This window comes from uncultured Tissierella sp. (assembly GCF_902479755.1).
GTDB classification, from domain to species: domain Bacteria; phylum Bacillota; class Clostridia; order Tissierellales; family Tissierellaceae; genus Tissierella; species Tissierella carlieri.
Window position 1 is genome coordinate 23,212 of sequence record NZ_CABSQO010000004.1, and the last position, 26,931, is coordinate 50,142.

Sequence of the window (26,931 nt, forward strand, 5' to 3'; positions counted from 1 at the left end):
GGGGAATATTTATGAGAAGTTTTAAAGTAGAGAAAGAATTATCCATGGAACCTAAATTTGTAGTCATAGGTGGTGGTACAGGACTTTCCATTTTATTGAGAGGACTTAAAAAACTTACATCTAATATTACAGCTATAGTTACTGTGGCAGATGATGGTGGAGGATCAGGTATACTTAGAGAGGATCTAGGAATGCTTCCTCCAGGGGACATTCGTTCTTGTTTATTGGCTCTGGCTAATACGGAGCCTACTATGGAGAAACTTTTACAGTATAGATTTACTGATGGGATACTAAAGGGTCAAAATTTTGGCAATTTATTTATAGCAGCTATGAATGAAATATATGGTAGTTTTGAGAAGGCAATAAAGGAGACAAGTAATGTATTGGCTGTAACTGGAAAGGTACTTCCTATGACTTTAGAAGACGTGAAGCTTTGCGCCGTTCTAGAAAATGGTGATATATTAAAGGGAGAATCCCATATCCCACTTGATGCAATGAGGGCTGGCAGCAGAATAGACTATATCTATACCGAGCCTAAGATATCTTACCCCTTAGATGAATCTGTGGAAGCAATTAATAATGCAGATTTAATAGTCCTTGGACCGGGAAGTTTATATACCAGTGTCATACCTAATCTTTTGGTGAACCATATAGTAGATACTATATATAATGCTAAAGCTCCAAAAGTATATATTACCAATGTAATGACTCAACCTGGAGAGACAGATGGATATGATGTATTAGACCATGTAAATGCAATACTAAAGCACAGTACATTAGATTTCTTAGACTATGTAATAGCAAATAAAGAAGAAATCCCTATAGATACTCTTGAGAAATATATAATGGATGGTTCTAAGCCAGTATTGATGGGATCAAATGATGAAAAGATATTAAAATCTAGAAATATAAAATTAATAGGTGAGAACTTAATAAATATTAGAAAAGATTATATTAGGCATGATAATATTAAACTTAGTAAACTATTAATGGAAATAGCTAAAAAAGAAAAATAAGCAAAATGCTTATTTTTTTCTTTTAGTAAGAATAGATTATGGAAAAATAAAACTATATATAACCATTTATTTTATATATGACTTTAGTCATATATAAAACATGACCCAAAATATTAATTGAGGTTGTAGAAATATTCTATATTTTCATATATACTATATGGGAATAGAGGAAGAGGTATATAGAGATTTAACAGCAAAAGAAATTATATAATTAATCTATTAACAATGGAATCGGAGGGATGATGGGATGGAGGCTGTGGAAGTTATTAATCTGACAAAGCATTATGAAACGGTTAAGGCAGTGGATGATATTTCTTTTAGAGTTGAAAAAGGAAGTATATGTGGAATACTTGGGCCAAATGGCTCGGGGAAAACTACAACTATTAAAAGCATTTGCAATTTAATAATTCCTGATAAGGGCGATATTAAGATATGTGGGAAAGACAACAAGAAGTCTACAAATCGAATTTCAGCCGTATTTGAAGGTACTAGAAATCTCTACTGGAGACTAACCCCAAGAGAGAACTTACGTTACTTTGCAGGTATAAGAGGATTGGGAGGAAAAAGACTAGAAAAAGACATAGATATGATATTAGATAGATTTAATTTGACAGATAAAAGAGATGTTATGGTAAACAACTTATCGAGAGGTATGCAGCAAAAGGTTGCTATAGCTATGACGTTAATCTGCAATACGGATGTTATTTTGCTAGATGAGCCCACTCTTGGTCTAGATGTCCAAAGTCATTCAGATATTAAGAATATTTTAATGGATATAACATCTGACTTAGATAAAACTATTTTGCTTAGTACTCACGATATGAATTTAGTTCAGGATATATGTGATTATGTAGTTGTTTTAAATAAGGGGAAAATAGTTGCAAAAGATAATATGGAAAATTTATTAAATATGTTTAAAACAATGACTTATGAAATTGTGCTTGCAGAAAGTCTCTCTGAAGAAAACAGGAATTTATTAATGAGATTAGATTATGGTTTTTATTTTATAAATAATGGATCCAAAATAGAAATAGATATATTGGATTTTCAAGATATATATAAAATCATAGAAGAATTAAAAAATATAAACATCCTTATAAAAGAGATAAAGCAAAAGGATATCAATTTTGAGAGAGTATATTTAAGTCTCACAGATGGGAAGGTGAGTTAATTGACTAAGTACTTTTATCTATTTAAAGTATCTATGGAAAAAACACTAAAGGAATTGAGCAGGTATAAGTTTAATACAATCTCAGACATTATAATCTTTTATGTACTCTTTATGGCAATGTTTCTAGGAGTTAAAAGTTTTGGTATAAATTTTGGCATTTCCCCTATAGATATGGGGAGTAGCTTAGAAGGATTTATAGTAGGATATTTTTTATGGACAATTATGTTGATGGCTTATTCAGGTGCTGCTTATGGCATAATACATGATGCTAATAGGGGGACATTAGAGCAGCTAAATATGTCAGGTATAAAGCTTTCAACTATAGTGACTGCAAGGAGTCTTTCTGATTTGTTAGTAAACTTGATAATTTCTATTGTTCTATTATTTATTATTATGGTGACAACCAATTATCAACTTGAGATAAAGATATTTTCAATTTTATTTCCTATATTTATAGGTATATTTAGTATATTAGGTATAGGGTTGATTTTTGGAGGCTTAGCACTTATTTTTAAAAAGATTCAATCTTTGCTAAATATAGTTCAATATTTTTTAATAGCTTTAGTTATGGTAAGTCCAGAAAATAAAATCATATACAATTTACTGCCTTTTAGACCTGCAGCAGATAAGGTTATGTTATCTATGAGGAAAGGATATTCACTTGTTGATTTCTCAATATATGATTATGGAATTATGGTAGGCAATTCTATTTTATATTTTAGTATAGGTTTATTAGTATTTAATAAATGTGTTAAATTGGCTAAAAGGAAAGGTTTGTTAGGTCAATATTAGAGCAAGAAGGATTATAAACCTATAAACTATACTGATAGTAAGATAGTATAAGATTGTTATTATAGAAATTCCTTGGATAAGAATTATATATCCAAGGAATTATTTGTTTTATCAATATTTAAGTTTTTCTTAAATGTAGCACTAGAAGTAAATTTGCTTATTTTTTCTTTTCTTCTATTAATCTAGATATTATATTTCCAGCACTTTTCTTAGTTAAGGTATCGTAATTTACTTGATAGTTTAACTCTCCAGCTAATTTTTTTATAGTTTCTACCTGTCTAGGAGTTGGAGGCTCTTCTTGATAAGTTGAATAGCCCTCTTCACCATCAGTCACAATAGAATCTTCAATAGATAACTCCTCTATCGCAGTCATCCCAACATTGGTTAGATCTCTAAGAACACGAGCTTTTGCACGAGTAGAAGCCATTCTAATTAAATGTGGAACCAAAGCTGAATTAACAGAATTAGGAGAAGCATCTCCTATATCCTGGAATCTTTCCTTATCAGTAGTAGCTACAGCTTTACATATGGCAGTCATATTATTTTCCTTAGTAGGTATCTGAATTATCTCAACCTCTATAGATATAAGATTTCTTTGATGAGCTAAATCAAGAAGCCCTTCATAGGTTACAAAAGACTTTCCTTGTAAATTTATAATAAATTTTTCATTTACAGTCATAATATCACCTCTCTAAATATATATTTCCCTTAGAAGAATAAAATAGTCATTTATAAGTGCCAGATGACACTGGGTAATTATGGCAATATTATATCATATAGTATACTGAAATTAGTAATAAGAGATAAGATAAATAATAGTGACATCTAGATTCACAAAGTGTATCATTCTTTTGTAAAAGAAATAGTGTCAATCAAGCTGGTATATAATTGTTTATATAAGAATAACAAGATATATTGGAATATGTCGAATCATGTCTGAATATGTCTAAAAGTTAGTCAAATCAATGGATTGACAGTTTTTTCAGTGGATGTTATACTGATTTTAGTAAAAATTTTGAAAAATATGAAATATAATGTCAATTTAAAGGTAAAGCAATAAATTATCTTAGCTCAAATGAATCAAGATAATTTATTACTTTAAAACTCTTATGAGAGATAATGTATTTGGATTAAGGACAAGCTAAAATTAATAATGTCTAACTTTTTAAACATTAGAAAGAAATTAATATGAATAATTGGTGTAGACTTTAGGAATAGGACTGTGTATAGATTGGGGATATTTAGAAATCTATAAATGATGATATTATCTTTATATGATTTTATGGACTGATAAAGGAGAGCTGAATATGAGAAAAAAGATAATATTTATTTTGCTAATACTTGTTGTGATATTACCAATTATTGGATGTGTTAAAGAGGTAAGCTTAGTAGAAACCAAAGAAGAGTATTTCACAATGTATACAAATGAAAATATCAGTATAAAAATATCCAATACAGTAAAAGACAATGAAGATATCTACAGCATCGTTTTAGAGGATTTACAAAAGATAGATGAATTTTCACCAATACATAATATAGAAATAGATATAGACGAGAAATATATTATACCTAAAATAGAAGATATCATTAAATGCAATAGCAATTTTGTAGAGACAAAAGAATTTAAAAAAGAACTTATAAAAAAATCCTATGATATATACGACAATTGGATATCAGAAGGATTATATGCAAAGATATATGATATAGAGGAAAAGGAAGTGGACTTTACTACATATTATTTAAACAATGAATTCTCATTATTTGGAGCAAGATTCTTTGAACCATTTTCATCAAAAAAAGAAATAGAAAATGTACAAGCTGCATCTATAGATTTAGTAGAGTATTTAATAAAAAAGGGTAAAAAAGAGGAATTACTGAAAAATCAGATAGATATATCAGATGTTGAAGAATGGGCTAAAGATAAGAATATAGACTTCTCCTATCAAAGAAGTATAGAGAGTTTAATGAATAGAATGGAAGTAAATAAAATAAAGCCAAATATTTTTTTAACTATAAATACAAAAGAAAATATTAATGGATTTATCATAGATATACAGACCATGGATGAACAATATGATACTGCTGAAAAGATTGAAGAATTTATATTGATGATGGATATAAACATAAAAAATATAAAGGAAGGAATAAAGGAAGATGCACCTAATTTTTATAATGACTATAGTGATGTAATAGAGAATGTTCCTAAGATATATTATTATTTTAATATGAACGAACAAACAAATCGTGCAGAGCCAGGGCAAGGAAAAATAAGGCTCAGAGATTTGCAGACTCAAGCACATGAATTCAACCATATATTAATGGCTGATCCTTTCTTGCAAAATGACATAAAGATTGATAACCCTAAATGGTTAGATGAAGGCATAGCAAATTATTTGGATATTGTATATTCGGATTCATTTATATTAGAAATAAAAAGAAGACACCATATAATATCTAATGTAAAGGCAAATGAGCATAAATTTAATGAGGAATCAAAAAAACTTGTTAATAGTCAGATTGAAATTTTTGAGAGAAATAATATAAATTTGAGTAATCCTGATAAAATTATGGAAAATAAAGATGAAAGAATAAAGATATCAACAATATTAGGCTCGATGGGAATAAAATTTTCTAAATCTATAACGGCTGAAGGATTAATTGAGGATACAGTTTATGTTTCAGGAGGTGAAAGTAGACCTGACCAAAAGCTATGGCCAATGGATAGAGGAAACTATATTAATTATTATGCTAACTTTAGTTTTGTAAATTATTTAATAGAAGAATATGGAGTGGAAAAACTTTTATATCTGAAGGTTGAAGATTTCAGTACATTAACCTATGAAGAATACTTTCAAAAAAGCTATGAAGAGCTTAAGGTTGATTGGATAGAGTATCTTAAAGAGAATATTAAAGCTATCGAATTGATACTTTGATATAAAAGCTGCAGAAAGGGGGTGCAAGAATGAAATCATTGAATGACATACTATGGAACAAGGATGGAGAAATAGGGGAAGAAAAAGGTAAAAATAATGAATATGTTTTAATGGGACAACCTCCTATGTTGACAGATAATTGTGGATGTCAATATGGATATCAAGACAGTCCTATAGGTGGAGGGGGATTTTCAAAAGGAGATAGATGGTGTTAGGGAAATAACTTTTAGGAAATCAAAATAGTGTAAATTAAAAACTGTAATTATAAAATGAATAAGAGGATAAGAATCAGCCTTTTATTCATTTTATATATTTACGGTTATAGATTTTAACCTTTTAAAATGGAGGAATTGTTATGCATTTTATAGACCATTCTACAATTATAAAGACAGATAGAAATGATGAATATATTCTAATAAATCTGTTAAATGGACTTTCAGATATACTGTCTAACAGGGATTTGAATGTAATAAAGGATTGGAAGCAATCTAATAAATATCAGTTTAATAATCAATATGAAAAGGAGTTATATAATGCTTTAGTAGAACGTAGGTATATTATGAGTAATATAGAGGAAGAGAAAAGATATAAAGAATCGCAGATTGAAAACCTTAAAAAAGATTATGAAAAGTCTAAAAATAATATTAAGGATATAGGCTTGGTATTGACATACGATTGTAATTTTGGTTGTAGTTATTGCTTTGAGTCAAATGTTAACAAGGATGAAAATACTTTAATGACAGAGGAGATGATTGATAGAATTGAAGACCTATTTCCTAATATAGAGAGTATCCTTTTATATGGAGGAGAACCTTTATTAGAAAAAAATATGGAGATTATTAAATACATAGTAAAAAAATATCCAAACAAGAAATATCGGATAATAACAAATGGATACAACATAGATAAGTATATTGATATATTGAAAAAAATTAGAATAGAATGGATACAAATTACTTTAGATGGAGATAGAAAAACTCATGATAGTTTTCGCTATCTAAAAGATAGCAAAACAGGAACATTTAGTAAGCTGATTTCTAATATTGATTTAGCAATAGAAAATGAAATACCAATAAAAATAAGGATGAATATAACTAATAACAATTATCAGGAGTGCTTAGAGCTTAGAGATAGATTAAAGAATAAGTATCAAAATAAAGGAACATTAAATTTTGAACTACAGCCTATATTCCAACTAGATGATAAAAGTAAAAACTTTTTAGAACCTATATTGTATTCTGTAAAAGAACATTCAGATAATACAATAAATAACTCCGGAATAAATTTTCAACAATCAATAATGGATGGACGACCAATTGAGTTGAAATTCAATAATTGTTCAGCAGAAACAAGTGCCAGACTAGTAGATGGTAAAGGAGATATTTACTCTTGTTTAGTATCAGTTGGCAATAAAAATGCAAGAATTGGTAAGTATTATCCCGAATTCCAATATTTTGAGGACAGTTTAATAAATAGGAACATATCAACAATTGAATCATGTAAAATTTGTAGATTTGCTTTGTTGTGCGGAGGGGGCTGCGGAAATTCAAATAGTAATATAGATAGTAACAATTACAGAGGAGAGTGTGGTTCTTTTATGAGAAAATTTGACCAATATATTAAAGCATTAGGCTATAACATACTTGAGGAAGTGATACTATGAAATTAAAGGATTTTAATATAAGCACAGATAATGAAAAAATTGTTCATTATAATTATGGAAGGTACATTATACTAGATTTAGTGACCTTGGATTATACTGTTATGGGCAAGATAGAATATAACCAATTACTAGAAGAATATAAAAGCTATTTAAGAAATAAAGATAATATAGCACTAAAAGAAATTAAAGAAGATTCTTTAGATAGTAAACAATTAGTTAATATAGTTCTCATAACTGGGTTTGATTGTAATTATAAGTGTACTTATTGTTATCAAAATAAATATAAAATCATAAAGGATAAATTAAAAGTAGATGATCTTTTAAAGATAAAGGAGTTTTATAATGTTCATGATAGTTATTTTGGTACAAATACAGTCATAGATACAATAAACCTTATGGGAGGAGAACCTTTCCTAGATAATAATTTAGAACTTATAGATGGAGTATTTGAGAATTTCTCAAATTCTAAAATATCATTTACTACAAATGGTGCTAATATAATGACATATAAATTAATAATTGAGAACAACAAAAATAATATTGAAAAGGTAATACTCTCTGTAGACGGAGAAAAAAGTTTGCATTTAAAACACAGGAAAGCTATAAAAGATAAATATTATGACAATATATGGGAAGGACTAGAATTTTTACTTAGGAATGATATTGAAGTCGATATTAACGCAGTATATCATCCAGAAGACAGTGCCGAATATATAAGTTTTTTTGATAAATTAGAGAAGTATGGTTGGCTAGAAAATAAATTTTCTGTAGGTTTTACCTTAGATATAACTAAGACTGATTATAATGATGAGGATAATAGTTATTTAAATACTGTAAAACATACATTTAAAAATATTTTAGACTCAGATAATAGAACTCAATATATCGGTCAAAACTTTATTAATTACAATATATCTACTATGTATAATATGATTAAACAACGAGACAAGATAGAGCCGTATAAGTCTTGTGAAGCTTGTAGTAAACCTTCGTATACCTTTTTACCGACAGGGGATGTTGTAGTTTGCCTAGGATCAAATAATTCTAAATTTAAGGTAGGGACGTATAAACCAGAGATAACGATAAATAAGGAAAATATTAAAGAACTTAATAATAGGGATATACGTACTATGAATAAATGCAGTGATTGTGAATATAAATATTTTTGCAAAGGTGGATGTGTTGCAAAAGCTTTAAATGATAGTGGAAAGCTAGATGCAACTTATTGTGGTAGATGGAAGGAAGAAAATTATAAAGAATCTTTGGAAGATGTTTTAGATCAATTAATAAAAGAGGAAATTATAAATAATAAATAAGAATTGGAGAATTTGATATGAAAATAATTGATAATTGTGTATGTACTTACAGTACAACATTGGATTCATATATCATAATTAATACGATTAATGGACTCATAGACCAAATAGATTTTCAAGAAAAGGAAATATTCCATAAGTGGTATTTGTTAGACGATATAGAACCAAACAATGAATATGAAAAAAGCTTTTTTGATAGTTTGCTAGAGAGGGGATATATAATAGATAACAAACATAAAGAGGAAACAGTAAAAATGGATGTTATAAAACAAATATTAAAAAATTGGCAAGCAAGTCCTTATTCAATAGGTATTGTACCAACTTATGAGTGTAATTTTAGATGTTCTTACTGTTATGAAAATCATTCATTACATGAGAATATGGAGGTAATAACAGAAGAACAAATAGATATTATAAAAGCTTCATATAAAAATATTCATGATATTTCAATTTACGGAGGGGAACCTTTATTACCTAGAACTAAGAGCATCATACCTTATATATTAAAACAATTCGATAACTATCCAATTACAATAATAACCAATGGATACTACTTAGATGAATTCGTTGAAATGTTTGATAATAAGGAAAATTTAAGTTTCCAAATTACTTTAGATGGCGATAAAGAATATCATGATAGAATTAGACATAGAATATGCGGTGGCAGTACATTTGATAAGATTGTTGATAATATAGATATTATGCTGCAAAAAAATCATAGAATTTATATAAGGATGAACATATGCAGGGAAAATTTACAATATGTACAAGCCTTGATCAGTTTTTTTGAAAGCAAATTTTCAGAATTTAAAGATGCGATAGCATTTAGTTTTGATGTTATTACACAAATAAAAGAAATAGATAAAGAATATATATTTATTTGGTTAAAAGATAATTATAAGATTCTTTCAAAGGTTTTTAGGATAAATGCTAATTTTAATCGCTGTAATATTTTTAGGGCTCTAGGAGAAAGAAAACCAATAGAGCTAAGAACTAATTATTGTAATTCCGAAACAACTTCAAGGGTGTTTGATCCCTATGGAAAGGTATATTCTTGTATGATGACAGTAGGAAGAGATGAGGAAGCAATAGGATATTACTCATACTTAGAAGGTATATCGATCAATAAAGAAAGTGATATCCTAAATAGAAGTATTTTATCTATTGAGGAATGTAATGATTGTAAATTGTCTTTATTATGTGGTGGGGGATGTGCTTATGAAAAATATGAGGTGAATAAGACTATACATGCTCCAAATTGTGATTATATAAAAAGAATATTAGAAAAAGTTATATAGGAGAAAATGAATTTGTTATATATAAGAAAAAGCTTAACCTTATTAGATAAATACAAAAACAGATATTTAATAATTAAAATAACAAATATTTTTATAAATATAATAGCTTTAATAGAGGCGTATTTTATAAGCATTATTGTAACCTCAATCATTCAAAACAAAATATCTTTATTTAAAAGATACCTTCTGTTCTTTCTAATATATTATTTAATATTTCGTGTTATTAATTATTTGCTAGATACTCTATCTGCAAAATTAATTGTTAGAATAAACAATAATGTTAAAAAAACAATATTTTATAGTTATTTTAGTCATTTTCAATATAGTAGTGACTATAATTCTGCTAAATTGAACAATGTGTTTTTAAATGATTATAATACACCCGTAGACTATTTAAATTGTTTATTTAATTATTTATCAGAGATTATAATTTTAATATCCATGTTGTTTATATTAATTAGGCAAAATATTCTATTTCTTTATACTGTTTTATTAGTGATTCCTATAATATTTATTAATATGTATTATGCAAAGAAAATAAAGGCATTTAATAAAATAGACTACTATTATTCAGATTTAGTTTTAGGTATTGTAAAAAAAGTCACTAATGGAATATATGAAATTGCTTCTAATGAAAAAATTAAAAGCTTTATTACCGATGATTTTGATAATTGTATTGATAAAAAGATTTTAAATGTTGATGAATTAAATAAAAGTAAAATAAATTTACAATATCTAATGGAGCTTGTAATAAAGGCAAATATATTTTTATTTTATGCATTAGCTGGAGCATTGGTATTTAAAAAACAACTTAACCCTGAGATTTTTATGTTTTTATCATTCTATATTCAAAAGGTACTAATGAGTATTATAAATATAACTGGTATTATACCATCTATACAAAGATATCATTTAAGCTTGGACAGAGTATTTGAAATAATAGAGAAAAACCAAATATTTGAACATGATGAAAAAAACAAATTATCACTTAATTTTATTAATAAATTAGAAATAGAAAAAGCTGAATTTAAAATAGGTGAGTCATGTATATTAGAAAATATTGATTTGCATTTGAATAAGGGAGAACATATATTGATTGAAGGTGAGAATGGAAGCGGTAAATCAAGTCTAATAAAATTAATATCATTACAGTATCCTTTGACGGAAGGTAGTTATTTAATTAATGATAAGAAGTATAGTGACTATAAATCCAAAGATATTATGAGAAATATAAGTATTTCCAGTCAAAAACCAGTCATCTATCCTTTATCAATAAAAGATAATATTTTATATGAAATTAATGATACTAGTTATAATCTAAATGAGATATTGATGGATTTTGATTTATTTGACTATATAGAGAAGCTGGAATCAGGTATAGACACTTTTATAGATGAAAACTATGAATTATCTGGTGGTCAAAAAAAGAAAATAGAGTTAATAAGATGTTTGACTAAAGATGCATCTATATATATTTTAGATGAACCTCTTGCAAATTTAGACCATAAGTTTGAGGCGAAATTTGACTATATATTAAACAAATACTTAAGAGATAAAACCGTTATAATGATTGAACACGGAGGATACCGTTCTAACTTTTTTGACAGATATCATAAATTTATAGATGAAAAATTAGAGGTGAGTAATGGATAATATATTGATAATAGTGGATTTAGAAGCAATTATAGGAATTGAAGATTTATGTGATGAGGAGACTAATGAAAAGCTATTGTATAAGGAAATTTCAACAATAGTAGATTCCATACCTAGTAGTATTAATATATATTTATGTTATAGTCATAACGATGGAATTTTACCAGACTCAGTCAAAGAGTTAAATAGAGATATAAATATAGTTGAAAAGATTAAAAACATCGATTTTAATATCAAATACAATATGGCATTCTTAATAGGATTTCATGGTAAAAAAAGCGATAAATGCAGATTCCCTCATACATTTAGGTCGGAAATTGATGAATTACTACTAGGAGGAAAAGAAGTAGGAGAAATAGAAATGATAGTTAATCTACTGTCCTACCATAATATTCCTGTTTCACTGATAAGTACTGAGTGTGAAGTAATTAACTACTTAAATTATAATTGTATATACCATGATATAAATGGAGAAGATGATATTTTAATTTATGAAAGATTAAAAAATGATGTAATAAATGCAGTCAATAGTAAGCCAGATGTACTAAGATTTGATGGCTCAGAAGTAAAGATTTTTTTTAACCAACATGTTTTAAATATGATAAAAGAATTAATGCTATGTATAAAGACCTCTTTTAAAGATACTATTGATTTTTTTAATTATTTGCCTAATTTACATATACCTTTGAATTATATTATAAAAAGAGATATGGAGATTATGTATCAAAATATATTCAAGTATAAGCCTGAATCATTAGCTGTAATAAAGGATGAACATATTAAAAAATTATTAAATAAAAATATTGATGAGTTAAGTCATATGGACCTATATGAGATATTAAAGTGTTTTCTTAGTTTATGTGAAGGAGATAAGGATGAATAAAAAAATCTTGATAATCTTACTAGTGGTTATAATTACATTATTCAGCAATGGATGTAGTAATAAAATAAACTTAGTAGAAACTATAGGAGAACATTTTACAACATATACAGATGAGAATATCAGCATAAAAATATTCAATAAAGTAAAAGACAATGAAAATATCTATAATACTATTTTAGAAAATTTACAAAAAATCAACGGATTTTCACCAATAGATAAGATAGAAATAGATATAGATGAGAAATACGTTATCCCTATAGTGGAAGATAGTATTAAATGTAATAGCGATTTAGCAGAGACAGAAGAGTTTAAAAAGGAACTTATAAAAAAATCCTATGGAATATATGATAATTGGATATCAGAAGGACTATATGCAAAGATATATAATATAGAGAAACTAGAAGTAGATAATATAAAATCAGCATCAATAAATTTAGTGGAGTATTTAATAAAAAGGGGGAAAAAAGAAGAATTACTGAAAAACCAAATATATATTTAACTATAAATACAAAGGAAAGTATTAATGGATTTATCATAGATATACAGACTATAGATGAACCATATGATACTGCAAAGAAAATTGAAGATAATATATTAAGATTTGATATAAATATAGAACGAATTCGAGAAGGAATAAAGAAAGACGCACCTAATTTTTATAATGACTATAGTGATGTAATAGAAAATGTCCCTAAGATACACTATTATTTTAATATAAATGAAAAGATTAATCTTGCAGAAATATAACAAGGGAAAATAGCTCTTAAAAGTTTACTAGCCCAAGCACATGATATATAGTCATATATTAATAGTAGATTCTTTTTTAAATAACAACATAGTAATAAATAAACCTATATGGCTAGATGAAGGTATGGCAAATTATTTGGATATTTCATACACAGATTCATCTAAATTTATAATAGAGGAAATGCTCAGTGAAGTATTAGAGGCAAAAAAAGATGAGGATAAATTAATCGAAGAAGAAAAAGTCTTTTTTGATAATATGATTAAAATTCTTGAGGAAAATAATATAGATTTAAGTAATCTAAATAAAGTAATGAGAGATAAGGAAGGAAGAATGAAGGTATCCACAATATTAGGTACAATGGGAATAAATTTTTCAAAATTCGTGATGCCAGAAGGTATACCAATAGATGTAGTTGGATTTAGTATAAGTTCTCAAAATGCATGACCTATGGGAAAGGGAAATTATGTTAATTATCGTACTAATCAAAGTTTTGCAAATTATTTAATACAGGAATATGGGTTAGAAAAACTTTTATATCTAATGGTTGAAGATTTTAATACATTGATCTATGAAGAATACTTTGGTAAAAGCTATGAAGAACTTAAGGTTGATTGGATAGAGTATCTGAAAAAGAATATTAAAGCTATCAAATTGATACTTTGATATAAAAATTTCAGAAAGGGGGTGCAAGGATGAAATCATTGAATGATGTATTATGGAATAAAGATGGAGAAATAGGAGAAGAAAAAGGGAAAAATAACGAGTATCAACCAATGGGAGAACCTCCTATGTTGACAGATAACTGTGGATGTAAATATGGTATTGGAGAATGTACTTTTAACAAGTCTTTTGGACTCCAAGTAAACTGCTTCTAGCTAAGAAACTAATCATAGTTATTAAATGAATAAAGGTGTATTTACACCTTTATTCATTTGAAACTAGTCAGTGAATGAATATTATTAAAAAAGAGTAATCATTTATTTGAAAGACTATGTTAAGGAGAAAATAAGATGAATAAAAAAATATCATTGGTATCATTAATACTTATTCTTATATTATTCACAAATGGATGTGCTAAAGAGATAAGTCTAGTAGCAAATAAAGGAGAATATTTCACAATGTATTCAAATGACAATATCAGTGTAAAGATATCTAATACAGTGAAGGACAAAGAAAATGCCTATAGCACTGTACTAGAAGATTTACAAAGAATCAATGGATTTTCACCAATACATAAGATAGAAATAGATATAGATGAAAAGCATGTTATACCTAAAATAGAAGGTAGTATTAAATGTAATAGTAGCTTTATAAATACAGAGGAATTTAAAAAAGAGCTTATAAAAAGATCCTATGATATATACGACAATTGGATATCAGAAGGACTATATTCAAAGATATATGATCTAGAGAAAAAGGAAGTGGACTTTATTGCATATTATTCAAATAATGAGTTTTCATTATATGGAGCAAGATTCTTTGAACCATTTTCATCGAAGGATGAGATAGAAAACATTAAGTCTGCATCAGTTGATTTAGTGGAGCATCTAATAAAAAAGGGTAAAAAAGAGGAATTATTGAAGAATCAAGTAGAAATAGCTGATATTAAAGAATGGGCAAAGGACAAGAATATAGACTTATCTTATCAAAGAAGTATAAATAGTCTAATGAACAGGATGGAAGTCAATAAACTAAAACCAAATATATATTTAACTTTAAATACAAAGGAAGAAATCAATGGATTTATCATAGATGTATTAGCTATGGATGAACGGTATAAAACTGCTAAAATTGTTGAGGATTTTATACTTATGATGGATGCAAATGTAAAAAATATAAAAGAAGGAATAAAAAAAGATGCACCTAATTTTTACAATGACTATAGTGTTGCAATAGAAAATGTTCCTAAGATACATTATCATTTTGATATAAATGCAGATATTGATTTCGCAGAAATGGGACAAGGCAGAATAGTTCTTAAAAATTTATCAGCCCAAGCACATGAATATAGTCATATATTAATAGTAGATTCTTTTTTAAATAACAACATAGTAGTAAATAAACCTATATGGCTAGATGAAGGTATGGCAAATTATTTAAGTATTGCTTATTCAGAGTCGTTTAAGTCTGCAATAGAAGGTACGCTTCGTTTAATATTAGATGCAAAAGAAAATGAAGATAAGTTGAATGAGGAAGAAAAGATATTAGCCGATAAATGGTATAAGATTTTTATGGCTAACAATATAGAGTTAAATAATCTAACTGAGAATAAGAATGAAAAAATAAAGGTGTCTACAATAGCAACTACAGTGATGACAGATTTATCGAAGCTTGAGGACTCAGGAGCTTTTCAAAAAGGAGCAGTTTTTTTAAAAGGTCAAGAAAGAATTGACCAAAAACTATGGCCAATGGGTAAGGGTAATTATATTGACTATCATGACAATCAAAGTTTTACAAATAGCTTAATACATGATTATGGATTAGAAAAACTTTTATATCTAATGGTTGAAGATTTCAGTACATTGACCTATGAGGAGTATTTTGGTAAAAGCTATGAAGAACTTAAGGTTGATTGGATAGAGTATCTTAAAGAGAATATTAAAGCTATCGAATTGATACTTTGATATAAAAGTTGCAGAAAGGGGGGCAAGGATGAAATCATTGAATGATATACTATGGAATAAAGATGGAGAAATAGGAGAGGAAAAAGGGAAAAATAACGAGTATCAACCAATGGGAGAACCTCCTATGATAACTGATAATTGTAAATGTCTGTATAGTGCTAGCCCGATGACGGCATTTTTCATGACGAAAATTTTGTGATTAAGAATCTGGTTATTAAATGAATAAAGGTGTTAAACTTACCTTTATTCATTTGAAATTAGTCCTTGAATGAATATTGTTAAAAAAAGTAATCGTTTATTTGAAAACCTATGTTAAGGAGAAAATAAGATGAATAAAAAAATATCATTAGTATCGTTAATGCTTGTTTTCGCATTATTCACTAATGGATGCAGTCAAGAAGTAAGCTTGATAGAAACAACAAAGGATTATGTTACCATCTATTCAAATGACAACATTAGTATAAAAATATCTAATACAGTGAAAGACAATGAAAATATCTATAATACTATTTTAGAAAGTTTACAAAAAATCAACGAATTTTCACCAATAGAAAAGATAGAAATAGATATAGATGAGAAACACGTTATACCTAAAGTAGAAGATAGTATCAAATGTAATAGTAGCTTTATAGATACAGAAGAATTTAAAAAAGAACTTATAAAAAAATCCTATGGAATATATGATAATTGGATTTCAGAAGGACTTTATGTAAAGATATTTGAAGTGGATACAAAGGAAATAGAATTCTCCAAGTACTATGAAACTCATGAGTTCTCATTATTTGGAGCAAGATTTTTTGAACCATTTGCATCTAAGGATGAAGTAGAAAATGTGCAAGCTGCATCAATTGATTTAGTTGAGTATCTAATAAAAAAGGGGAAGAAAGAGGAATTATTGAGAAATCAAGTATACATATCAGATATTGAAGAATGGGGTAAGGACAAAAATATAGATTTATCTTATCAAAGAAGTATAGAGGGCCTAATGAACAGGATGGAAGTAAATAAATTAAAGCCAAATATATATTTAACTATAAATACAAAGGAAGATATTAATGGATTTATTATAGATATACAGACTATAGATGAACAATATGATACTGCTAAAAAGATAGAAGAGTTTATAGTGATGATGGATGTAAATATAAAAAATATAAGAGAGGGAATAAAGAAAGATGCACCTAATTTTTATAATGAATATAGTGATGCGATAGAAAGTGTTCCTAAGATACATTATTATTTTGATAATAGATTAGAGGCAGATGGAGGAGCAGTAACAGAAAAAGGAATAGTAAATCTCAGAGACCTAATTGCTCAAGCACATGAATTCAGTCATATATTAATAATGGATTCTTTTTTAAATAATAACATAGTAGTAAATAAACCTAGATGGCTAGATGAAGGTATAGCAAATTATTTCGATTTTATATATTCAGACAGTTATAAATTTAAGATAGAAGGTATTTATGCTAATATCTATAGTAATGATTTAAGGTCTGAAGAAAAACTTACTGAACATGAAGAAAATCTAATAAATAATATTAATACTATATTTCAGGCTAATAATATGGATTTAAGTAATACCACGGAAATTATGACAAATAAAAGTGAACGAATTAAAATATGCCATATATGGTTCTCTTCTGTTTTAAAACATGCAGAAGTTACGGGTTCTGAATCATCGATAAAAGATACTGTTTTTATTTCAGGAGAGCCAAGCAATCCTAAACAAAAATCATGGCCTATGGGCAAAGGGAATTATATTAATTATCACGCTAATTTTAGCTTTACAACTTACTTAATTGAGGAATACGGGTTAGAAAAGCTTTTATACCTAATGGTTGAAGATTTCAGTACACTGACCTATGAAGAGTACTTTGGAAAAAGCTATGAAGAACTTAAGGTTGATTGGATAGAGTATCTGAAAGAGAATATTAAAGCTATCGAATTGATACTTTAATATAAAAATTTCAGAAAGGGGGTGTAAGGATGAAATCATTGAATGATGTACTATGGAATAAAGATGGAGAAATAGGAGAAGAAGGGAAAAATAACGAGTATCAACCAATGGGAGAACCTCCTATGTTGACAGATAATTGTGCATGCCAGTATGTTGGTTGTGGTCTCTTTGAGTCTGGAGTATATGCAGGGGGCTGTATTTAATAAATAAGGAAACTAAAATGATGTAACTTAAAAACTAAAATAAAATGAACAAAAAGATTGAAATCTAATCTTTTGTTCATTTTATATAGTCATAATATTAATTTTCAAGGGGTTATATAATATGAGAAAAAAGATAATATTTATTTTGCTAATACTTGTTGTAACATTATCAATCATTGGATGTGCTAAAGAGGTAAGCTTAGTAGAAACTAAAGAAGAGTATTTCACAATGTATTCAAATGATAATATCAGTGTAAAGATATCTAATACAGTGAAGGACAAAGAAAATGCCTATAGCACTGTACTAGAAGATTTACAAAGAATCAATGAATTTTCACCAATACATAATATAGAAATAGATATAGATATAGATGAAAAGCATGTTATACCTAAAGTAGAAGGAAATATTAAATGTAATAGTAACTTTATAAATACAGAGGAGTTCAAAAAAGAACTTATAAAAAAATCCTATGATATATATGATAATTGGATTTCAGAAGGACTTTATGCAAAGATATTTGAGGCAGATATGGAATTCCTAGAGTTTTCTAAATACTATGAAGCTCAAGATTTCTCACTTTTTGGAGCGAGATTTTTTGAACCATTTTCATCAAAGAATGAAATAGAAAATATTAAATCTGCATCAGTTGATTTGGTAGAGTATCTGATAAAAAATGGTAAAAAAGAAGAATTACTGAAAAATCAAGTATACATATCAGATATAGAAGAATGGGCAAATGATAAGAATATAGATTTATCCTATCAAAGAAGTATAGAGAGTCTAATGAACAGGATGGAAGTGAATAAACTAAAACCAAATATATATTTAACTATAAATACAAAGGAAAGCGTTAATGGATTTATCATAGAACCAAGAACTATGGACGAACAATATGATACTGCTGAAGAACTGGAAGATTTTATACTTAAGATGGATACAAGTATAAAAGGCATAAAAGAAGGAATAAAAAAAGACGCTCCTAATTTCTATAATGACTATAGTACTGTAATAGAAAATGTTCCTAAGATACACTATTATTTTGATAATAACACAAAGACACAAGGAGGTGCATTTTCAGGAAAAGGAATGATTGAACTTAAAAGCTTAAGCGCTCAAGCACATGAATTCGGTCATATATTAGTTACAGACTCTCTTTTAAAGAATAATATACCAATAGATAATATGCCCAAATGGCTAAATGAAGGTATAGTGAACTATTTGGATATGGCATATTCTGGACTTATTGCAAAAGAGATAGTAAGTGATTTGTTAGAGGCAAGAAAAGACGACACAGTAAAAGAAATATATTATGATTATGATAAGGTTATCGAGGTTCTTGAAATAAATGATATAGATTTAAATGAGATAGATAAGATAATAAAAGATAAAGATGAGAGAATAAAAATTGTTAATATAGTACTTATAGATGCAATAAAACTTATAAAAGATAAAGGATCGGAAATACTTGTTGTAGGTACAGTTTTCGTTAAAGATGGATACAATACCAATCAAACATTAAGGCCGATGGATGAAGGAAATTATATTGATTATCATTTAAATCAAATTTTCACTAACTATTTAATAAATGAATATGGACTAGAAAAGCTTTTATACCTAATGGTTGAAGATTTCAGTACACTGACCTATGAAGAGTACTTTGGAAAAAGCTATGAAGAACTTAAGGTTGATTGGATAGAGTATCTTAAGGAGAATATTAAAGCTATCGAATTGATACTTTGATATAAAAGTTGCAGAAGGGGGGGCAAGGATGAAATCATTGAATGATATACTATGGAATAAAGATGGAGAAATAGGAGAGGAAAAAGGGAAAAATAACGAGTATCAACCAATGGGAGAACCTCCTATGATAACTGATAATTGTAAATGTCTGTATAGTGCTAGCCCGATGACGGCATTTTTCATGACGAAAATTTTGTGATTAAGAATCTGGTTATTAAATGAATAAAGGTGTTAAACTTACCTTTATTCATTTGAAATTAGTCCTTGAATGAATATTGTTAAAAAAAGTAATCGTTTATTTGAAAACCTATGTTAAGGAGAAAATAAGATGAATAAAAAAATATCATTAGTATCGTTAATGCTTGTTTTCGCATTATTCACTAATGGATGCAGTCAAGAAGTAAGCTTGATAGAAACAACAAAGGATTATGTTACCATCTATTCAAATGACAACATTAGTATAAAAATATCTAATACAGTAAAAGACAATGAAAATATCTATAATACTATTTTAGAAAGTTTACAAAAGATTAATAGATTTTCTCCAATACATAATATAGAAATAGATATAGACGAAAAGCACGTTATACCCAAAGTAGAAGATAGTATTAAATGTAATAGTAGTTTCGTAGAGACAAAAGAATTTAAAAAGGAGCTTATAAAAAGATCCTATGGTATCTATGATAATTGGATATCAGAAGGACTTTACGGAAAGATATTCGATGTAAACAAAAAGGGCATAGAGTTCTCTAACTATTATAAAAACCATGAATTTTCATTATTTGGAGTGAGATTCTTTGAACCATTTATATCTAAAGAGGAAGCAGAAAATGTGCAAGCTGCATCAATAGATTTAGTAGAGTATCTGATAAAAAATGGTAAGAAAGAAGAATTATTAAAGAATCAAATATATATATCAGATATAGAGGAATGGGCAGAGGAAAAGAATATAGACGTATCCTACCAACAAAGTATAGATAGTCTAATGAATAGAATGGAAGTAAATAAACTAAAACCAAATATATATTTAACTTTAAATACAAGGGAAGAAATCAATGGATTTACCATAGATATAAATACTATGGATGAGCAATATGATGCTGCAAAGAAAATTGAAGATGCCATATTAAAATTTGATACAGATATAGTACGAATTAGAGAAGGAATAAAAAGAGATGCACCTAATTTTTATAGAGATTATAGCCATGTAATAGAAAATATGCCTAAGATACACTATTATTTTGATATAGATGCATTGATTAATTCGGCAGAAACTGAAAAAGATATAGTTCTTAAAAGTTTATTAGCACAAATACATGAACATAATCACATATTAATAGGAAATTATTTCAAATCTAAGAAGAATAACAATTCGATAAGACCACTTTTGTGGCTAAATGAAGGCCTAGCAAATTACTTAGATGTTGCATATACAGATTCAGCTGAATTTATAACAGAAGATATGCTTAAAACAATTTTATATGCTAAAGAGAATGATAATAAATTAGATGAAGAAGCAAAAGAATTTATTGAAATTATGTTTAAAGTGCTTAAGGAAAACAATATAGAAGTAAATAATCTAAATAAAGTAATGAAAGATAAGGATGGAAGAATAAATGCAACTACAATAATAAGCACGATGGGGGTAAAGTTTGGAAAATTTATCATGCCAAAAGATATACTAATAGATGTAGTTGGATTTGATATAAGTTCTCAAAATGCATGGCCTATGGGGGCGGGAAATCATATTAATTATCGAGCCAATCAAAGCTTTACAAATTATTTAATACAGGAATATGGATTAGAAAAACTTTTATATCTAATGGTTGAAGATTTCACTACACTGACCTATGAAGAATACTTTGGTAAAAGCTATGAAGAACTTAAGGTTCATTGGATAAAGTATCTGAAAGAGAATATTAAAGCTATCGAATTGATACTTTGATATAAAAATTTCAGAAAGGGGGTGCAAGGATGAAATCTTTGAATGATGTACTATGGAATAAAGATGGAGAAATAGGGGAAGAAGGGAAAAATAACGAGTATCAACCAATGGGAGAACCTCCTATGTTGACAGATAGTTGTGCATGTAAGTTTATGCCAGGAGTATATGCATCAGGTGCAACTAAATTTTGTGATTAGAAAAGAAATTCTAGAAAATCGAAATAATGTAGATTAAAGGCTGTAATTGTAAAATGAACAAAAGGTTAAGTTATAACCTTTTGTTCATTTTATATAGTCATAATATTAAATTTTAAGGGGTTATATAATATGAGAAAAAAGGCATCATTGATTCTGTTAATATTTGTTTTTATATTATTCACTAATGGATGTGTTGAAGAAGTAAGCTTAATAGAAACTAAAGGAGAATATTTTACAACCTATGAAAATGATAACATTAGCATAAAGATATATAATGCAGTGAAGGAAAAGGAAAATATATATAATACCATATTAGAAGACTTACAAAAAATCAACGGGTTTTCACCAATAAATAATATGGGAATAGATATAGACGAGAAATATATTATGCCTAAGATAGAAGATAGTATTAAATGCAATAGTAGCTTTATAGATACAAAGGAATTTAAAAAAGAACTTATAAAAAAATCCTATGATATATACGATAATTGGATTTCAGAAGGACTTTATGTAAAGATATTTGAAGTGGATACAAAGGAAATAGAATTCTCCAAGTACTATGAAACTCATGAGTTCTCATTATTTGGAGCAAGATTTTTTGAACCATTTGCATCTAAGGATGAAGTAGAAAATGTGCAAGCTGCATCAATTGATTTAGTTGAGTATCTAATAAAAAAGGGGAAGAAAGAGGAATTATTGAGAAATCAAGTATACATATCAGATATTGAAGAATGGGGTAAGGACAAAAATATAGATTTATCTTATCAAAGAAGTATAGAGGGCCTAATGAACAGGATGGAAGTAAATAAACTAAAGCCAAATACATTTTTAACTTTAAATACAAAGGAAGATATTAATGGATTTACCATAGATATACAGACTATAGATAAACAATATGATACTGCTAAAAAGATAGAAGATTTTATACTGATGATGGATGTAAATGTAAAAAGCATAAGAGGGGGATTACAGAAAGATGCACCTAATTTTTATAACGACTATAGTGACGCAATAGAGAATGTTCCTAAGATACATTATTATTTTAATAATAATTTAGAGATAAATGGTACAGAAGTAGGGAACGGGAGAATACAACTTACAGATCTAAATATCCAGGCACATGAATACGGACATATATTAATAGTAGATTCTTTTTTAAAGAATAATATAAAGATAGATAAACCTCTATGGTTAGATGAGGGTATAGTAAATTATTTGGATGTTGCATATTCAGGCAGCTTTAAACTTAGATTAGAAAGTATGCATGATAACATCATTAGAAATAAGTCAATATCTGGAAAATTTACTGAATATGAAAATCTAATAAATAATGTTAATACTATATTTCATGCTAACAATATAGATATAAGTAATCCCATGAAAATTATGAAAAATAAAAGTGAACGAATCAAGGTATGCCATATATACTTCTCTACTGGTTTAAAACATTCAGAAGTTTATTTTGAACCTTCAATAAAAGATACAGTTTCTATTTTAGGAGAGTCAAGTAACCCTTCATGGCCTATGGGCAGAGGAAATTATATTAATTATCACGCTAACTTTAGTTTTACAGCTTATTTAATCGAGGAATATGGATTAGAAAATCTTTTATATCTAATGGTTGAAGATTTTAGTACATTGACTTATGAAGAGTATTTTGGTAAAAGCTATGAAGAACTTAAGGTTGATTGGATAGAGTATCTTAAAGAGAATATTAAAGCTATCGAATTGATACTTTGATATGAAAATTATTAAAGTTATATAAATCTTATACCATAGCAAAAAAACAAACCCCAATTAATTTAGGGTTTGTTTTTTACTTATGCTTATTTAGCTAAATAAGCTATTCCAAGTTTTATTGTATTTTCAATTGCTTCAATATGAGTTCTTTCAAAACTATGAGAAGCATCAACTCCAGGGCCGATTAAACCAACTTTAAAATCATATCCTGCTCTAAGAGCTGCTGAACCATCAGACCCATAGAATGGATAGATATCTATTTTATAGTTTATCTCTTCTTCTTTAGCTAAATCAATAAGTCTCTTTCTAAGCTCAAGGTCATATGGGCCAGTGCTATCCTTAGCACAAATTGTAACTGAGAATTCATCTGATGTCTGACCTTCTCCAGGAGCTGCCATGTCTATTGCTATAAATTCAAAGGTTTTTTCTGGTATAGAAGCAGATGCACCATGACCAACTTCCTCATAAGTAGATATAAAGAAATTAGTTGTATAATTAGGTGTGATATTATTATCCACTAAATGCTTAGCTATACCAAGTATAGATATAACTCCAGCCTTATCATCTAGATGTCTTGATTTTATAAAACCTGATTCAGTGACGGCTACTCTTGGGTCAAAGTATACAAAATCTCCTACATTTATGCCAAGCTTTAGAGTATCCTCCTTAGAAAAAACCTTTTCATCTATTCTTATTTCCATATTATCAGAATTTCTTTCTATGGTTTTAGTTCCTTCACCATGGACATGAGATGAAGCCTTAGTGGTCATTATAGTGCCAGTATAAGTTTTTCCATCTAAGGTTTCAACAGTTACATGTTCACCCTCTATGGTGTTCCATACATAGCCACCTAATTGAGTAATCTTAAGTCTTCCATTTCCTTTTATTTCCTTTACCATACCGCCTAAAGTATCCACATGACCAGATAATGTTACTTCTTTATCCTTGTTCTTTCCTTGTATAGTGGCAATTAAAGCACCTTTTGTAGTTCGTTTTGTTACTATTCCCAGTTCTTTGAATTTTTCTTCTACAAATGATACAGCTTTTTCTGTGTTTCCAGTAGGACTTGGAATTTTTAGTAATTCTTCTAAATTTTTAACTATATATTTCATATTATAATGCCCCCTTTTTTAATATATCTATGTATATATTATATTGACATTATAATTATAAGTCAAAATCATTTAGCAAATCTAGGAATAATATAGTATAATTAAATTAGTATGTTTTTAGGGAATAATCTAATTAATATATTGGGAGTTGGTTTCAATGATTGAAGAAGTAAGTTCTGGAGGTGTTGTGATATTTGGCAATACCATATTGCTATTAAAGAAATTTAATGGAGATTGGGTATTACCTAAAGGTAGAGTAGAAAAAAATGAGAGTATAAAGGATGCTGCCTTAAGAGAAGTATTAGAAGAATCTGGCGTAAAGGCTGAGGTAGTTAGATATATAGGCATGGTCCATTATAAATATAAAAATCTAAAGGAAGATGAAATGGTTTATAAAACCGTTCATTGGTATCTAATGAAAACCAACAGTATGGATTGTACTCCTCAAAAAAAAGAAGGGTTTATTGATGCTTTATTTGTTCATATAGATAAGGCTAGAGATTTAGTAAGATATCAGGATGAAAAAGATATGATTATCAAAGGATTAAAGATGTTGTAAATAGAGATAATGGGGTGATTTGATGTCATTTTCGGCAACGACTAAAAATGAATTGTCAAGAATACCTTTAGCTGATAGTTGTTGCTCTATAGCAGAACTTGCAGCTCTTGTTAGGATGAATGGAACTATACAAATATCAGGAATGAAGAAGATAAACTTAAAATTCACTACTGAAAATGCAGCTATTGCTAGAAGGATATTTTCATTATTAAAAACTATCTACGATACTGATGTAGAAGTTATGGTCAGAAGAAATAAACAACTTAAAAAAAATAATAATTACTTAATAGTGATTAATAATAAGGATATATCAAAAAAGATATTAGAGGATGTAGGATTTATTAGAGGAGAATCAAGTTTTTTTAATCCCAATTTCATGATTCCAGAGGAACTAATAAAAAATAGATGCTGTAAGCGCGCTTATATTAGAGGAGCTTTTCTAGGCGGAGGTTCTATTAGCAATCCAGAAAAAACCTATCATTTAGAATTTGTAACGAGCAACGAAGAACATGCTGTAGACTTATCTAATGTAATCAATTCCTTTGGATTAAATTCAAAAATAGTAACTAGGAAGGAAAATTATGTAGTATATATCAAAGAAGGTGAGCAAATAGTAGATCTATTAAATATTATAGGAGCGCATCAGGCACTCTTAAAACTTGAAGATATCCGAGTTTTAAAAAATGTAAGAAATAATATTAATAGAATAGTAAACTGTGAAACTGCAAATTTAAGTAAAACTATAGATGCTTCTATGAGACAGGTGGAAAATATTAAATATATTGAAAATACCATTGGTTTAGAAAGATTACCTGATAATTTGAGAGAGGTAGCAGAGCTTAGATTGGAATATAGCGACGCAAGCTTAAAGGAACTTGGTATGATGCTTAATCCGTCAGTTGGAAAGTCAGGAGTAAATCATAGATTTAAAAAAATAGAAGAACTTGCAGATAGATTGAGAGGAGATAGAAGAAATGTCTAGTATAATAGTAACAAATAACCCATATGTATATGAAAAATATAAGGATAAAATGGAGATGCTTTATAAAGAGGATTGTAATTACATACAAATCCTAGAATTTTTAAGAGATAAAATCCATGAGGGGCATCAATTACTTACTCATCCATTATCAGGCAGTATAAAACCGAATGAAACACCTTATAAAACTATTATGATTTCCAAGGAAAAAGGAAGTCTAGACCAACAAGGCATATTAATAGTTGAAGAAAGTATAGAGACAGCAAAGAAATTTCAGTCAAATAAACCTACTCCAGAGTGGACTGAAAGAGTATTAGATGATTTTAGAGTCATAGATTTATCCTTAATAGAAAATGTAATTGATAAGCTAGGACATAGATAGTTCATAGGTCATTTTA

28 protein-coding genes are annotated in these 26,931 nt (G+C 27.9%); 26 read left to right on the forward strand and 2 right to left on the reverse strand.

Going from position 1 to position 26,931, the window contains the following annotated elements; all coding sequences use genetic code 11:
• The first annotated feature begins 11 nt into the window (after positions 1-11).
• From yvcK to RDK80_RS03325, 3 genes are all read left to right on the forward strand, one after another.
• Positions 12-1,016 (forward strand): YvcK family protein, encoded by a 1,005-nt coding sequence (yvcK, locus tag RDK80_RS03315; RefSeq protein WP_094900922.1) that lies wholly within the window; start codon positions 12-14, stop codon positions 1,014-1,016.
• Between the two features lie 247 nt (positions 1,017-1,263).
• Entirely contained in the window at positions 1,264-2,187 is a 924-nt protein-coding gene (locus tag RDK80_RS03320) for an ABC transporter ATP-binding protein (RefSeq protein WP_256310861.1), read from the forward strand.
• Positions 2,188-2,979: an ABC transporter permease gene (locus RDK80_RS03325; RefSeq protein WP_256310860.1), complete on the forward strand. Its 792-nt coding sequence runs from the start codon at positions 2,188-2,190 to the stop codon at positions 2,977-2,979.
• Positions 2,980-3,136: 157 nt separating this feature from the next.
• Here RDK80_RS03325 and RDK80_RS03330 read toward each other — a convergent pair whose 3' ends face one another.
• Positions 3,137-3,658, reverse strand: coding sequence for a hypothetical protein (locus RDK80_RS03330; RefSeq protein WP_308523459.1), 522 nt, complete (start codon positions 3,656-3,658; stop codon positions 3,137-3,139).
• 628 nt (positions 3,659-4,286) lie between these two features.
• On the opposite strand from RDK80_RS03330, the gene RDK80_RS03335 reads away from it, so the two are divergent.
• The 20 genes from RDK80_RS03335 (at position 4,287) to RDK80_RS03430 (ending at position 23,883) form a co-directional block, all read left to right on the forward strand.
• Positions 4,287-5,912, forward strand: a complete 1,626-nt coding sequence (locus RDK80_RS03335; protein WP_308523460.1) for a hypothetical protein — start codon at positions 4,287-4,289, stop codon at positions 5,910-5,912.
• Positions 5,913-5,941: 29 nt separating this feature from the next.
• Positions 5,942-6,127 (forward strand): hypothetical protein, encoded by a 186-nt coding sequence (locus RDK80_RS03340; protein ID WP_308523461.1) that lies wholly within the window; start codon positions 5,942-5,944, stop codon positions 6,125-6,127.
• Positions 6,128-6,267: 140 nt separating this feature from the next.
• Positions 6,268-7,575, forward strand: coding sequence for a radical SAM/SPASM domain-containing protein (locus RDK80_RS03345; RefSeq protein WP_308523462.1), 1,308 nt, complete (start codon positions 6,268-6,270; stop codon positions 7,573-7,575).
• Positions 7,572-8,891, forward strand: a complete 1,320-nt coding sequence (locus tag RDK80_RS03350; RefSeq protein ID WP_308523463.1) for a radical SAM/SPASM domain-containing protein — start codon at positions 7,572-7,574, stop codon at positions 8,889-8,891. The genes RDK80_RS03345 and RDK80_RS03350 overlap by 4 nt, the downstream gene beginning before the upstream one ends.
• Positions 8,892-8,908: 17 nt before the next feature.
• On the forward strand, positions 8,909-10,189 hold the full coding sequence (locus tag RDK80_RS03355) for a radical SAM/SPASM domain-containing protein (RefSeq protein ID WP_308523464.1): 1,281 nt from the start codon (positions 8,909-8,911) through the stop codon (positions 10,187-10,189).
• 12 nt (positions 10,190-10,201) lie between these two features.
• Positions 10,202-11,842 (forward strand): ABC transporter ATP-binding protein, encoded by a 1,641-nt coding sequence (locus RDK80_RS03360; protein ID WP_308523465.1) that lies wholly within the window; start codon positions 10,202-10,204, stop codon positions 11,840-11,842.
• Complete coding sequence (locus tag RDK80_RS03365) at positions 11,835-12,725, forward strand: M55 family metallopeptidase (protein WP_308523466.1); 891 nt, start codon at positions 11,835-11,837, stop codon at positions 12,723-12,725. Before RDK80_RS03360 ends, RDK80_RS03365 begins: the two co-directional genes overlap by 8 nt.
• Positions 12,718-13,224, forward strand: coding sequence for a hypothetical protein (locus tag RDK80_RS03370; RefSeq protein ID WP_308523467.1), 507 nt, complete (start codon positions 12,718-12,720; stop codon positions 13,222-13,224). Before RDK80_RS03365 ends, RDK80_RS03370 begins: the two co-directional genes overlap by 8 nt.
• Positions 13,225-13,596: 372 nt before the next feature.
• Positions 13,597-13,917 carry a hypothetical protein gene (locus RDK80_RS03375; RefSeq protein WP_308523468.1) on the forward strand — a complete coding sequence of 107 codons (321 nt, stop codon included), beginning with the start codon at positions 13,597-13,599 and terminating at the stop codon, positions 13,915-13,917.
• 3 nt (positions 13,918-13,920) lie between these two features.
• A complete protein-coding gene (locus tag RDK80_RS03380) occupies positions 13,921-14,136 on the forward strand; it encodes a hypothetical protein (protein WP_308523469.1) in 216 nt (71 codons plus the stop codon).
• A gap of 29 nt (positions 14,137-14,165) precedes the next feature.
• Positions 14,166-14,348 (forward strand): hypothetical protein, encoded by a 183-nt coding sequence (locus tag RDK80_RS03385; RefSeq protein WP_308523470.1) that lies wholly within the window; start codon positions 14,166-14,168, stop codon positions 14,346-14,348.
• Between the two features lie 135 nt (positions 14,349-14,483).
• Positions 14,484-16,097 carry a hypothetical protein gene (locus tag RDK80_RS03390; protein WP_308523471.1) on the forward strand — a complete coding sequence of 538 codons (1,614 nt, stop codon included), beginning with the start codon at positions 14,484-14,486 and terminating at the stop codon, positions 16,095-16,097.
• Between the two features lie 28 nt (positions 16,098-16,125).
• On the forward strand, positions 16,126-16,296 hold the full coding sequence (locus RDK80_RS03395) for a hypothetical protein (RefSeq protein WP_256310613.1): 171 nt from the start codon (positions 16,126-16,128) through the stop codon (positions 16,294-16,296).
• A gap of 129 nt (positions 16,297-16,425) precedes the next feature.
• Entirely contained in the window at positions 16,426-18,057 is a 1,632-nt protein-coding gene (locus RDK80_RS03400) for a hypothetical protein (RefSeq protein WP_308523472.1), read from the forward strand.
• A gap of 29 nt (positions 18,058-18,086) precedes the next feature.
• The gene (locus tag RDK80_RS03405) at positions 18,087-18,260 is read left to right on the forward strand and encodes a hypothetical protein (protein WP_308523473.1); all 174 of its coding nucleotides are present in this window, start codon (positions 18,087-18,089) and stop codon (positions 18,258-18,260) included.
• Between the two features lie 121 nt (positions 18,261-18,381).
• The gene (locus RDK80_RS03410; RefSeq protein WP_308523474.1) at positions 18,382-20,001 is read left to right on the forward strand and encodes a hypothetical protein; all 1,620 of its coding nucleotides are present in this window, start codon (positions 18,382-18,384) and stop codon (positions 19,999-20,001) included.
• 28 nt (positions 20,002-20,029) lie between these two features.
• Positions 20,030-20,200: a hypothetical protein gene (locus RDK80_RS03415; RefSeq protein ID WP_256310613.1), complete on the forward strand. Its 171-nt coding sequence runs from the start codon at positions 20,030-20,032 to the stop codon at positions 20,198-20,200.
• 129 nt (positions 20,201-20,329) lie between these two features.
• Positions 20,330-21,946, forward strand: coding sequence for a hypothetical protein (locus RDK80_RS03420; protein WP_308523475.1), 1,617 nt, complete (start codon positions 20,330-20,332; stop codon positions 21,944-21,946).
• A 29-nt stretch (positions 21,947-21,975) separates the two neighbouring features.
• Complete coding sequence (locus tag RDK80_RS03425) at positions 21,976-22,143, forward strand: hypothetical protein (RefSeq protein WP_256310615.1); 168 nt, start codon at positions 21,976-21,978, stop codon at positions 22,141-22,143.
• Between the two features lie 129 nt (positions 22,144-22,272).
• The gene (locus RDK80_RS03430) at positions 22,273-23,883 is read left to right on the forward strand and encodes a hypothetical protein (protein WP_308523476.1); all 1,611 of its coding nucleotides are present in this window, start codon (positions 22,273-22,275) and stop codon (positions 23,881-23,883) included.
• Positions 23,884-23,969: 86 nt separating this feature from the next.
• Here RDK80_RS03430 and RDK80_RS03435 read toward each other — a convergent pair whose 3' ends face one another.
• Positions 23,970-24,995, reverse strand: coding sequence for a M42 family metallopeptidase (locus tag RDK80_RS03435; protein ID WP_308523477.1), 1,026 nt, complete (start codon positions 24,993-24,995; stop codon positions 23,970-23,972).
• Positions 24,996-25,152: 157 nt separating this feature from the next.
• Between RDK80_RS03435 and RDK80_RS03440 the strand changes: the two genes are divergently transcribed.
• From RDK80_RS03440 to RDK80_RS03450, 3 genes are read left to right on the forward strand one after another with little or no spacing between them, the layout of a single operon-like run.
• A complete protein-coding gene (locus RDK80_RS03440; protein WP_216557079.1) occupies positions 25,153-25,554 on the forward strand; it encodes an NUDIX hydrolase in 402 nt (133 codons plus the stop codon).
• A gap of 22 nt (positions 25,555-25,576) precedes the next feature.
• On the forward strand, positions 25,577-26,536 hold the full coding sequence (gene whiA, locus RDK80_RS03445; RefSeq protein ID WP_094900938.1) for a DNA-binding protein WhiA: 960 nt from the start codon (positions 25,577-25,579) through the stop codon (positions 26,534-26,536).
• The gene (locus RDK80_RS03450) at positions 26,529-26,915 is read left to right on the forward strand and encodes a GrdX family protein (protein ID WP_216557077.1); all 387 of its coding nucleotides are present in this window, start codon (positions 26,529-26,531) and stop codon (positions 26,913-26,915) included. The genes whiA and RDK80_RS03450 overlap by 8 nt, the downstream gene beginning before the upstream one ends.
• The last annotated feature ends 16 nt before the right edge of the window (positions 26,916-26,931 follow it).

Excerpts from the sequence above, each read along its gene's own strand:
- yvcK (WP_094900922.1), top strand. The coding sequence starts at position 12 with ATGAGAAGTTTTAAAGTAGAGAAAGAATTATCCATGGAACCTAAATTT.
- RDK80_RS03320 (WP_256310861.1), top strand. The coding sequence starts at position 1,264 with ATGGAGGCTGTGGAAGTTATTAATCTGACAAAGCATTATGAAACGGTT.
- RDK80_RS03330 (WP_308523459.1), bottom strand. The coding sequence starts at position 3,658 with ATGACTGTAAATGAAAAATTTATTATAAATTTACAAGGAAAGTCTTTT.
- RDK80_RS03335 (WP_308523460.1), top strand. The coding sequence starts at position 4,287 with ATGAGAAAAAAGATAATATTTATTTTGCTAATACTTGTTGTGATATTA.
- RDK80_RS03340 (WP_308523461.1), top strand. The coding sequence starts at position 5,942 with ATGAAATCATTGAATGACATACTATGGAACAAGGATGGAGAAATAGGG.
- RDK80_RS03345 (WP_308523462.1), top strand. The coding sequence starts at position 6,268 with ATGCATTTTATAGACCATTCTACAATTATAAAGACAGATAGAAATGAT.
- RDK80_RS03350 (WP_308523463.1), top strand. The coding sequence starts at position 7,572 with ATGAAATTAAAGGATTTTAATATAAGCACAGATAATGAAAAAATTGTT.
- RDK80_RS03355 (WP_308523464.1), top strand. The coding sequence starts at position 8,909 with ATGAAAATAATTGATAATTGTGTATGTACTTACAGTACAACATTGGAT.
- RDK80_RS03365 (WP_308523466.1), top strand. The coding sequence starts at position 11,835 with ATGGATAATATATTGATAATAGTGGATTTAGAAGCAATTATAGGAATT.
- RDK80_RS03370 (WP_308523467.1), top strand. The coding sequence starts at position 12,718 with ATGAATAAAAAAATCTTGATAATCTTACTAGTGGTTATAATTACATTA.
- RDK80_RS03375 (WP_308523468.1), top strand. The coding sequence starts at position 13,597 with ATGGCAAATTATTTGGATATTTCATACACAGATTCATCTAAATTTATA.
- RDK80_RS03380 (WP_308523469.1), top strand. The coding sequence starts at position 13,921 with ATGGGAAAGGGAAATTATGTTAATTATCGTACTAATCAAAGTTTTGCA.
- RDK80_RS03385 (WP_308523470.1), top strand. The coding sequence starts at position 14,166 with ATGAAATCATTGAATGATGTATTATGGAATAAAGATGGAGAAATAGGA.
- RDK80_RS03390 (WP_308523471.1), top strand. The coding sequence starts at position 14,484 with ATGAATAAAAAAATATCATTGGTATCATTAATACTTATTCTTATATTA.
- RDK80_RS03395 (WP_256310613.1), top strand. The coding sequence starts at position 16,126 with ATGAAATCATTGAATGATATACTATGGAATAAAGATGGAGAAATAGGA.
- RDK80_RS03400 (WP_308523472.1), top strand. The coding sequence starts at position 16,426 with ATGAATAAAAAAATATCATTAGTATCGTTAATGCTTGTTTTCGCATTA.
- RDK80_RS03405 (WP_308523473.1), top strand. The coding sequence starts at position 18,087 with ATGAAATCATTGAATGATGTACTATGGAATAAAGATGGAGAAATAGGA.
- RDK80_RS03410 (WP_308523474.1), top strand. The coding sequence starts at position 18,382 with ATGAGAAAAAAGATAATATTTATTTTGCTAATACTTGTTGTAACATTA.
- RDK80_RS03415 (WP_256310613.1), top strand. The coding sequence starts at position 20,030 with ATGAAATCATTGAATGATATACTATGGAATAAAGATGGAGAAATAGGA.
- RDK80_RS03420 (WP_308523475.1), top strand. The coding sequence starts at position 20,330 with ATGAATAAAAAAATATCATTAGTATCGTTAATGCTTGTTTTCGCATTA.
- RDK80_RS03425 (WP_256310615.1), top strand. The coding sequence starts at position 21,976 with ATGAAATCTTTGAATGATGTACTATGGAATAAAGATGGAGAAATAGGG.
- RDK80_RS03430 (WP_308523476.1), top strand. The coding sequence starts at position 22,273 with ATGAGAAAAAAGGCATCATTGATTCTGTTAATATTTGTTTTTATATTA.
- RDK80_RS03435 (WP_308523477.1), bottom strand. The coding sequence starts at position 24,995 with ATGAAATATATAGTTAAAAATTTAGAAGAATTACTAAAAATTCCAAGT.
- RDK80_RS03440 (WP_216557079.1), top strand. The coding sequence starts at position 25,153 with ATGATTGAAGAAGTAAGTTCTGGAGGTGTTGTGATATTTGGCAATACC.
- whiA (WP_094900938.1), top strand. The coding sequence starts at position 25,577 with ATGTCATTTTCGGCAACGACTAAAAATGAATTGTCAAGAATACCTTTA.
- RDK80_RS03450 (WP_216557077.1), top strand. The coding sequence starts at position 26,529 with ATGTCTAGTATAATAGTAACAAATAACCCATATGTATATGAAAAATAT.